Source organism: candidate division KSB1 bacterium (assembly GCA_022566355.1).
GTDB lineage: Bacteria > Zhuqueibacterota > JdFR-76 > JdFR-76 > DREG01 > JADFJB01.
Window position 1 is genome coordinate 1 of sequence record JADFJB010000168.1, and the last position, 7,222, is coordinate 7,222.

Genomic DNA, 7,222 nt, shown 5'->3' on the forward strand with positions numbered 1-7,222 from the left:
ATTACTTAATAATATCATCCTGATTGTTGTGTTTTATTTTTATAATAATAAACCATTTGATTATTTGCAAATAGATAATTTATCTGAACTATTTTAAAGAATAGAAACATTTATCTAAATGGGTAGTGAAATAGTCGATAGTATTGGGCACGGGCATCTAGAATAGACATCAAATATTATGTGCGTTGGATGTTTAATTTTTTCATTCTCGATTCAAGAGTTGTTCGTTTTATCCCCAATAATTTAGCAGCTCCCCTCTCACCGCTGATCTTCCAATTTGTAAATTCTAAAGCTTTTAATATGTAACTTCTTTCGTTCTCTTCGAGGGTTGTTATTTCTTCTTTTTGAAGTACGCCAATGTTTTTTGGTAATGAATCACCTAGATCCAATTTATTACCACGTGTGATGATCACAGCTCTTTCAATAATATTTTCCAATTCCCGAACGTTACCCGGCCAGGAGTAATTAATTAAAGCATCCATTACTTTTTGTGTAATTGCACCAATCTGCTTTCCGATTCTTGTTCCATGTTTTAACAAAAAATGCTGAGCTAATAATGGGATATCTTCTTTTCTCTCTCTTAGAGGCAAGAGATTGATAGGAAACACATTTAATCTGTAATAAAGATCCTCTCTGAATTCTCCTTTTTCAACTGCCATCCGGAGGTCCCGGTTGGTGGCAACAATTACCCGAACATTCACCTTTGTAGTTTTTGTACTTCCTAATCTTTCGAACTCACCTTCCTGAAGAACCCTGAGTAATTTTGGTTGTAGTTCCAGGGGGATTTCTCCAATCTCATCCAGAAAAATGCTGCCGCCATCAGCAAGTTCAAATCTGCCGATTTTGCGTGCAAACGCTCCTGTAAAAGCACCTTTTTCGTGTCCGAATAATTCACTCTCGATTAAAGTGGAGGGCAATGCAGCACAATTGACTATTACAAGTGCTCTTTCTTTGCGTTTGCTGATGTTATGAACTGCACGCGCTATCAGTTCTTTACCGGTTCCTGATTCTCCCAAAATCAGAACAGTTGAATCGGTGGCTGCTACTTGCTCTACCTGTGTTAAGACTTTTCTAAATTTTTTACTTTGGCTTATTATTTCCTCGAAGTTATGAGTCAATTTAATTTCCTGCTGCAGATATATATTCTCTTGCTCTAACCGGGTTTTTAATTGTTCAACTTCTGTTAATGCTTTTTGCAGGTCTGCATTGCTTTTCTGAATAGCCCGGTCTGCTTCTTTTCTTCTGGTGATATCACTAAAGGCGACTACTGCACCCATCAACTTTCCTTTATCATCCCTCATAGGCGTACTGATATATTCAACCGGAAAGCATGTCCCGTCCTTTCTCCAAAAGACTTCAGTATCAACACGGTGAACTTTGCCATCTTTAAATGCAGCATATATAGGACAATCCTTTGCTTCATAGTGAGAGCCATCCGGTTTAGTATGATGAATAATATCGTGCTGTCTTTTTCCGATTAGATCTTCCAGCTGCCAACCAAGCATATTAGCTGCAGTATCGTTTACAAACGTTGTGTGCCCTTTTGTATCCAAGCCATATACTCCTTCCCCCACTGATTTTAAAATGAGTTCTTCATGCCTTTGCAATTGCTCTAATTCATTTATTGCATTCCTATATTGTGTTGTCTTAGTTAAGGGTTGATGCTTCGTGTGGGTCTCTTCTACTTTTTTATGTGCCATAGTAATTTTCTTACTTTACAAGTTGAATATTAAATCCAATCGCTCCATATCCAATTCTTTCTTTTGGTCCGCCTCATTCCTCATGGGCAGTTTGTAAGCCTCGTGCCATAGGAATGGCAAGATTTAGAGTTTCATCAATAGACAGGGGACCGGTTTCGATTTTGTCCTTTAGTGTTTTACCCTTGATATATTCCATGTCAATGAACATCTCATCCCCCTCTTCCGCGGAGGCAAGCTTGAATTCTTCGATGCTGTAAATGATAGCGATGTTAGAATGGTTCAGACCAGCAGCCGCTTGCGCTTCAACTCTGAAGCGTTTTCGTTCCTCACCATGCTTTGCGATATGTGGTTGCAGAAACTTGAGCGCTTCAAACCGGTCGAGCTTAAGGTCCTGGGCTTTATAGACCAAACCCATCCCGCCTTCGCCGAGCTTGGAAAGGATTTTGTCCCGCCTGGGCGGGATGGTTTGGCCGATCATGATGGCTTTCGATTGTTTGTCAAGGTAAAATCATATTATTGTTTAGAGAGGTCTTTTTAACTCCTTTTTAAGTAATTTCCCTGGTTTGAAATGTGTTTTCCTTCTTGGGGAAACATAAACAGTCTCACCGGTTTTGGGGTTACGAGCTTTGGGCTTTGCTTTTGTCGTCTTTACTTCGAAAACACCGAAATCACGAATCTCAATCCTTACTTCAGGGTCAGCTTCTGCCATAACTTCTCGCAAAATCGTAAACAATGCAGACACAATTTTTTCTGTTAATGGAAATCTTTCATCCACTTCACGGGCAACTCGATTAGCAATATCCCTCTTTGTTACGGTAGTCTTCATTGTCATAAACAATCCATCATAATTGCATAATACTAGTTGAGAAGTCCAAAATCAATGGTTTTCTTGACTTTATTAGGATTTGATTAGATAGATAATTTTTCAGATTATGGACATCATGGGGGGATAAATTCTATCCATCACGCTGCAGCCCTTATATAAGGGTTACATAAACCACCCAAAATGGGAATGAATAAAAGGCGTTTTAATGCCTTTTATTTTTTGTTAGCAAATGTTCATTTATTTGAACGAGTGTACTTTCTTTCTAATAACGTGGATCATACATATAGTCCGAAATAAATTGTTTTAAATCTTGAGGCTTATCGTTTTGAGCTATACCTAATTCATAAGCTTTTTCTGCTACAGCTGTGGCAATAGCCAATGATAATTTCCTGATTTCTGTTAATCGTGGATAAAGTGCACCATCTTGAATATTTTTTTCATTCACCAATTCGGCAAGTGTTCGAGCAACAACTAAAAACAAATCGTCTGGAATAGTCCGAGCAATAGATATTATAGCACCTAAGCCTAATCCTGGGAAGACATAAGCATTATTCCCTTGTCCGGGGCGGTATTCTTTTCCATTAAAATGAACCTTATCAAATGGACTTCCACTAGCAAAGATAGCTCTTCCATTGCTCCAATTATATGCTTGCTCAGCCGTACATTCTGCTCTAGACGTAGGATTGGATAAGGCAAAAATTACAGGTCGTTCATTAATGGTTGCCATATGTTCAATGACTTTCTTAGTGAATGTGCCGGGAGCTCCTGTGGCTCCAATTAGGACATGAGGTTTTATCGAATCAATTGCATCAATAAAATTTAACTGGTTATAATCATGAGCATAAGGGAGATTGTGTTCCATCAAATCATCTCGACTAGACACTACCAGTCCGTTTATATCTACAAACCATAAACACTTATAAGCTTCTTCTTTGCTCAAGCCTTCATCTACAAAGGCAAAGACCATAAGGTCGGCAATACCAGTAGCTGCTGAACCAGCACCTAAAAACATAATTCTTAAATCTGAAAAATTTATTCTTGTAATTCTCGTAGAGGCATACACACCCGCTAATGAAACAGCAGCAGTACCTTGAATATCATCATTAAAACAGAGTACACGATCCCTGTATTTTTTCAATAAAGCGTAAGCATTTGGAGTTAAAAAATCTTCAAACTGGATTAACACGTTAGGATATTTTTCCTGCACGGCCATTACGAATTCTTCGACCAATTCAAAATATGCTTCCCCTTCAAGTCGTTTTTTGGGATAACCTAAATAAAGTATATCTTCTAGTATTTCCTGATTATTGGTACCAACATCCAACATCACTGGTAGGCATTGGTGTGGAAGTATCCCAGCACAAGCTGTGTATAATGCTAGTTTGCCAATTGGAATTCCCATACCATTTGCTCCCAAATCTCCAAGACCAAGTATGCGTTGCCCATCTGTAACAAACAATTACTCGGATATCCTTTTCAGGCCAGTTATCAAGGATTTTACTAATTTCTCCCTTATCATCCGGAGTGATGTAAAAGCCTTTTGATCTTCTGAAAATATGAGAAAATTCTTTACAAGCCTGACCCACAGTTGGTGTATAAATTAAGGGCATGATTTCTTCAATGTGACTGGTAACAACCCTATAAAAAAGCTTTTCATTACGATCTTGCAGAGATGATAAAAGTATATATCGTTCTATATCATAAGCCTTACGTTTTATACCATTCATAACACGTTTTACCTGAATATCTTGACTTACTATTGAATAGGGTAATAAACCTCTCAATCCTAATTGTTCTCTTTCTTCTTTTGTAAAAGCAACGGACTTATTTAATGTGCCATCATGTAGTAATTCAAAGTTTCTTTTTTTTGTAATCATAATTTCTGTTTAATATTTGCTAACGGTTGTATATATCATTGTTTTTACACCTTTTGCCAATCAGAATATAGTTATCTCAAGAGTTTTGATTATAGCCAGGAGAAATTTCCAGTGCAACGATATTGGATAGTACACATTGAGAAGTCCAAAATCAATGGTTTTCTTGACTTTATTGGAATGTTTGAATGGATAGATAATTTTTCAGCCCACAGGCGGACAATGGTAGGCATCTCATGGGAAAACAAATCCGAGTCATTGAGTTGAGTGAATTTTCATTTTATTTACCTACTTTTTTGTTTGATTTAAAGTTTAAGGTTATGATTTATTTGTTGTTTCCCACATTTTTGAAATCGGTTCAGCTAAACCATATCACCACACCAATAGTCATAACTATTAAGCTGCCTAGCGTCGCCAAGGCAGCAATGCCACGTGAGTTGCGAGAGAGCGGTCGAAAGAGCAACGCAATGCGACCAACCAAAAACATTGGAGGTGCAGCCTTCAGCAGGTCACGCTGCGCCTGTGGTCCCGCGTGCTTCAACACTTCGTGAAAATATCCGATGCCTCGAGCCAGTGGACCAAACATCGCTACACTCTGTGGTTTTACTGGGTTTTTGCCAGCCGAAACACGCTCCAATGTTTGCTCCAATCCCTGTTCATCGCCAGCCCAAAGAGAACGGAATGCAATCTTGCCATCTGTATTCATGAGATAGGCAGCATTTGGCTTCGTGTCTAAGGCTCGATGTAGACTCCCATCGATGTCGTCAACAGCTACTGTCCAAGGTATATCATAATGGCCCTTCATAGCCTTTGCATGTTCGAGCTTTTCGTCAAGAGTTTCCGGCTGCTGATAGTTCTCCCCTGGATGCGCCTCACGAACATTCAGCATGACGAAAGTTATCTTGTCGCCGAATTTAGAGTAAAGTCGCTTCAACGGTGTGAAAGAACTTACAGTCATCGGACAAGTCACCGACCCGAATATCAGCAGAAGTGGCTGCTTGTCAATGTAATCCTTCGTCTTGATTCGATCGCCAGTTGTCGTTACCAAATCGAACTCAGGTAAGGGGTCGCCAGGGCCAGGCGCCGTCTTCTTGAATTGAAAATCTTGAATCAAGAGCTGAGTCCTAAGGCGTTTAAAGCGATATTCGGAAGCCTTCGCAGCCGAACCTTTAATATTGTTTTTTTCACCCATTTTTGGCTCCTTTTTTTATTTACTTCTGGAAACCGGGCCCTATCCCGCACAGCACGACAACTTCGTCACATCTTTGTCGAATGTCTGCGCGGCAAGCTTGATCCCTTCGGACAGGGTCAGGTAGGGGTGGAACACCGATGTCAGGTTCTCGATCGTGAGTCCGAACTGAACGGCGAGTGCTAACTCCGCAATCATCTCGCCAGCTTCTGAGGCCAGAATATGGGCCCCAAGGATCTTCCGTGTATTCTTGTCTGCTACAAGCTTGACGAAACCACGCGTGTCGCGCGCGGCAAGCGCACGGGGTATATGTTCAAGAGGCAACTCTGAGCTAATCGGTTCCATCCCCTGGAATCGGATTTCCTCCTCGGTGAGTCCGACCGACGCCACTTGCGGATCCGTAAAAGTGACCTTGGGCACTGCCGTGAGATCGAACGGCAGGGTATTGCCAGTCAGGGCGTTCTCCGCAGCCGTCGTCCCGCCATAGGCCCCGACGTAGACGAACATCGGCTCGCCCGTAACATCACCCGCAGCATAGATATCAGGATTCCCAGGCGTCCTTTTATGTCAAGATTATCGTAGTGCTGCTGGTGACTCAGAAACACAGCGTCGATCTTCCCGATCTCCTCTACCGGAATTGGTGGCGCCATATTCTTCTTTAACAGATGTCCTGGCCCCTCGTCTTTTTCGGTATCCTTCGGATCAAAGCCCGGGTCGGTTGCTTGAACCTTTCGGCTATGATGAATTCATTTGTGATTCTCCTTTTTTGAAACGAGTTAAATACGTTTAATTAATTTGTTAATAGTTCTGTCTAATAGCCTCCTTTCTGAGTTAATTTTTTGTTAATCTCTTAACAGCTGTTCTTATAACAGTAAATAAAAACACTTGCAACTGATAAACATAAGAACCAATGTGTGTACGGTGAAAGATTTGCTAAAGTGTTCATGATTTTTTTCCTGTTTAGAAATGTTTCTATAAGATTTTAATTAATTGAATAGTTGATTTGTTTGCTCAGAAACTCTCTGATTAGCTTAGCTATTACATCCCCGTCTTCTTCCAGGGCAAAGTGTCCTGTGTCAAGCAAATGAAATTCTATGTTTTTCAAATCCCTTTTGTAAGGAAATGCTCCTTCGGAAGGGAAGATGTAATCATTTTTCCCCCAAACAATTATTGTTGGAGGCTGATAAGTACGGAAGTATTCCTGCCAGCCTGGATAAAGAGGTACGTTTGTACGGTAGTCGTAAAACATGGCTAACTGAATTTTATCATTTTCGTCTCTTGTTAAATGTCTTAGATCTATGTTCCAATTGTCGGGACTGATTTTTTCGGGATCCCTTACCCCATGCGTATATTGCCATTTCAAACCATCGAGAGAATGAAATCCTTCCAGGGCTTTGCCATTTTCTTCTGTTTTGTCGTTCCAATATTTTTTAATTGGATCCCAGAATTCAAGTAATCCCTCATCATAGGCATTACCGTTTTGAATAATTAATGCTTCTACACGCTCGGGGTATTTTGCCGCAATCCTGAATCCTATCGGTGCACCATAATCCATTAAGTAAATGCTGTATTTCTTCACATCAAGTTTTTCCAGGAAGCCTTCTATAATTGCAGCCATATTATCGAATGTGTA

At 40.2% G+C, this 7,222-nt stretch carries 6 protein-coding genes and 1 pseudogene; all 7 read right to left on the reverse strand.

Annotated features, from left to right (window positions below):
* Positions 1-176: 176 nt before the first annotated feature.
* A complete protein-coding gene (locus tag IIC38_19185) occupies positions 177-1,700 on the reverse strand; it encodes a sigma 54-interacting transcriptional regulator (protein MCH8128051.1) in 1,524 nt (507 codons plus the stop codon).
* 73 nt (positions 1,701-1,773) lie between these two features.
* The gene (locus tag IIC38_19190) at positions 1,774-2,178 is read right to left on the reverse strand and encodes a protein kinase (protein MCH8128052.1); all 405 of its coding nucleotides are present in this window, start codon (positions 2,176-2,178) and stop codon (positions 1,774-1,776) included.
* 42 nt (positions 2,179-2,220) lie between these two features.
* Complete coding sequence (locus IIC38_19195; protein ID MCH8128053.1) at positions 2,221-2,526, reverse strand: integration host factor subunit beta; 306 nt, start codon at positions 2,524-2,526, stop codon at positions 2,221-2,223.
* Between the two features lie 262 nt (positions 2,527-2,788).
* Positions 2,789-4,403, reverse strand: a pseudogene (locus IIC38_19200) (NAD-dependent malic enzyme).
* Positions 4,404-4,758: 355 nt separating this feature from the next.
* Positions 4,759-5,592, reverse strand: a complete 834-nt coding sequence (locus IIC38_19205) for a redoxin domain-containing protein (protein ID MCH8128054.1) — start codon at positions 5,590-5,592, stop codon at positions 4,759-4,761.
* Between the two features lie 39 nt (positions 5,593-5,631).
* On the reverse strand, positions 5,632-6,096 hold the full coding sequence (locus IIC38_19210) for a hypothetical protein (protein ID MCH8128055.1): 465 nt from the start codon (positions 6,094-6,096) through the stop codon (positions 5,632-5,634).
* A gap of 475 nt (positions 6,097-6,571) precedes the next feature.
* On the reverse strand, positions 6,572-7,222 hold a 651-nt coding region (locus tag IIC38_19215; protein MCH8128056.1), incomplete at its 5' end, for an alpha/beta hydrolase.

What these genes read in the sequence shown, in the direction of transcription:
- IIC38_19185 (MCH8128051.1), bottom strand. Translation starts at nt 1,700, where the DNA reads ATGGCACATAAAAAAGTAGAAGAGACCCACACGAAGCATCAACCCTTA.
- IIC38_19190 (MCH8128052.1), bottom strand. Translation starts at nt 2,178, where the DNA reads ATGATCGGCCAAACCATCCCGCCCAGGCGGGACAAAATCCTTTCCAAG.
- IIC38_19195 (MCH8128053.1), bottom strand. Translation starts at nt 2,526, where the DNA reads ATGAAGACTACCGTAACAAAGAGGGATATTGCTAATCGAGTTGCCCGT.
- IIC38_19205 (MCH8128054.1), bottom strand. Translation starts at nt 5,592, where the DNA reads ATGGGTGAAAAAAACAATATTAAAGGTTCGGCTGCGAAGGCTTCCGAA.
- IIC38_19210 (MCH8128055.1), bottom strand. Translation starts at nt 6,096, where the DNA reads ATGTTCGTCTACGTCGGGGCCTATGGCGGGACGACGGCTGCGGAGAAC.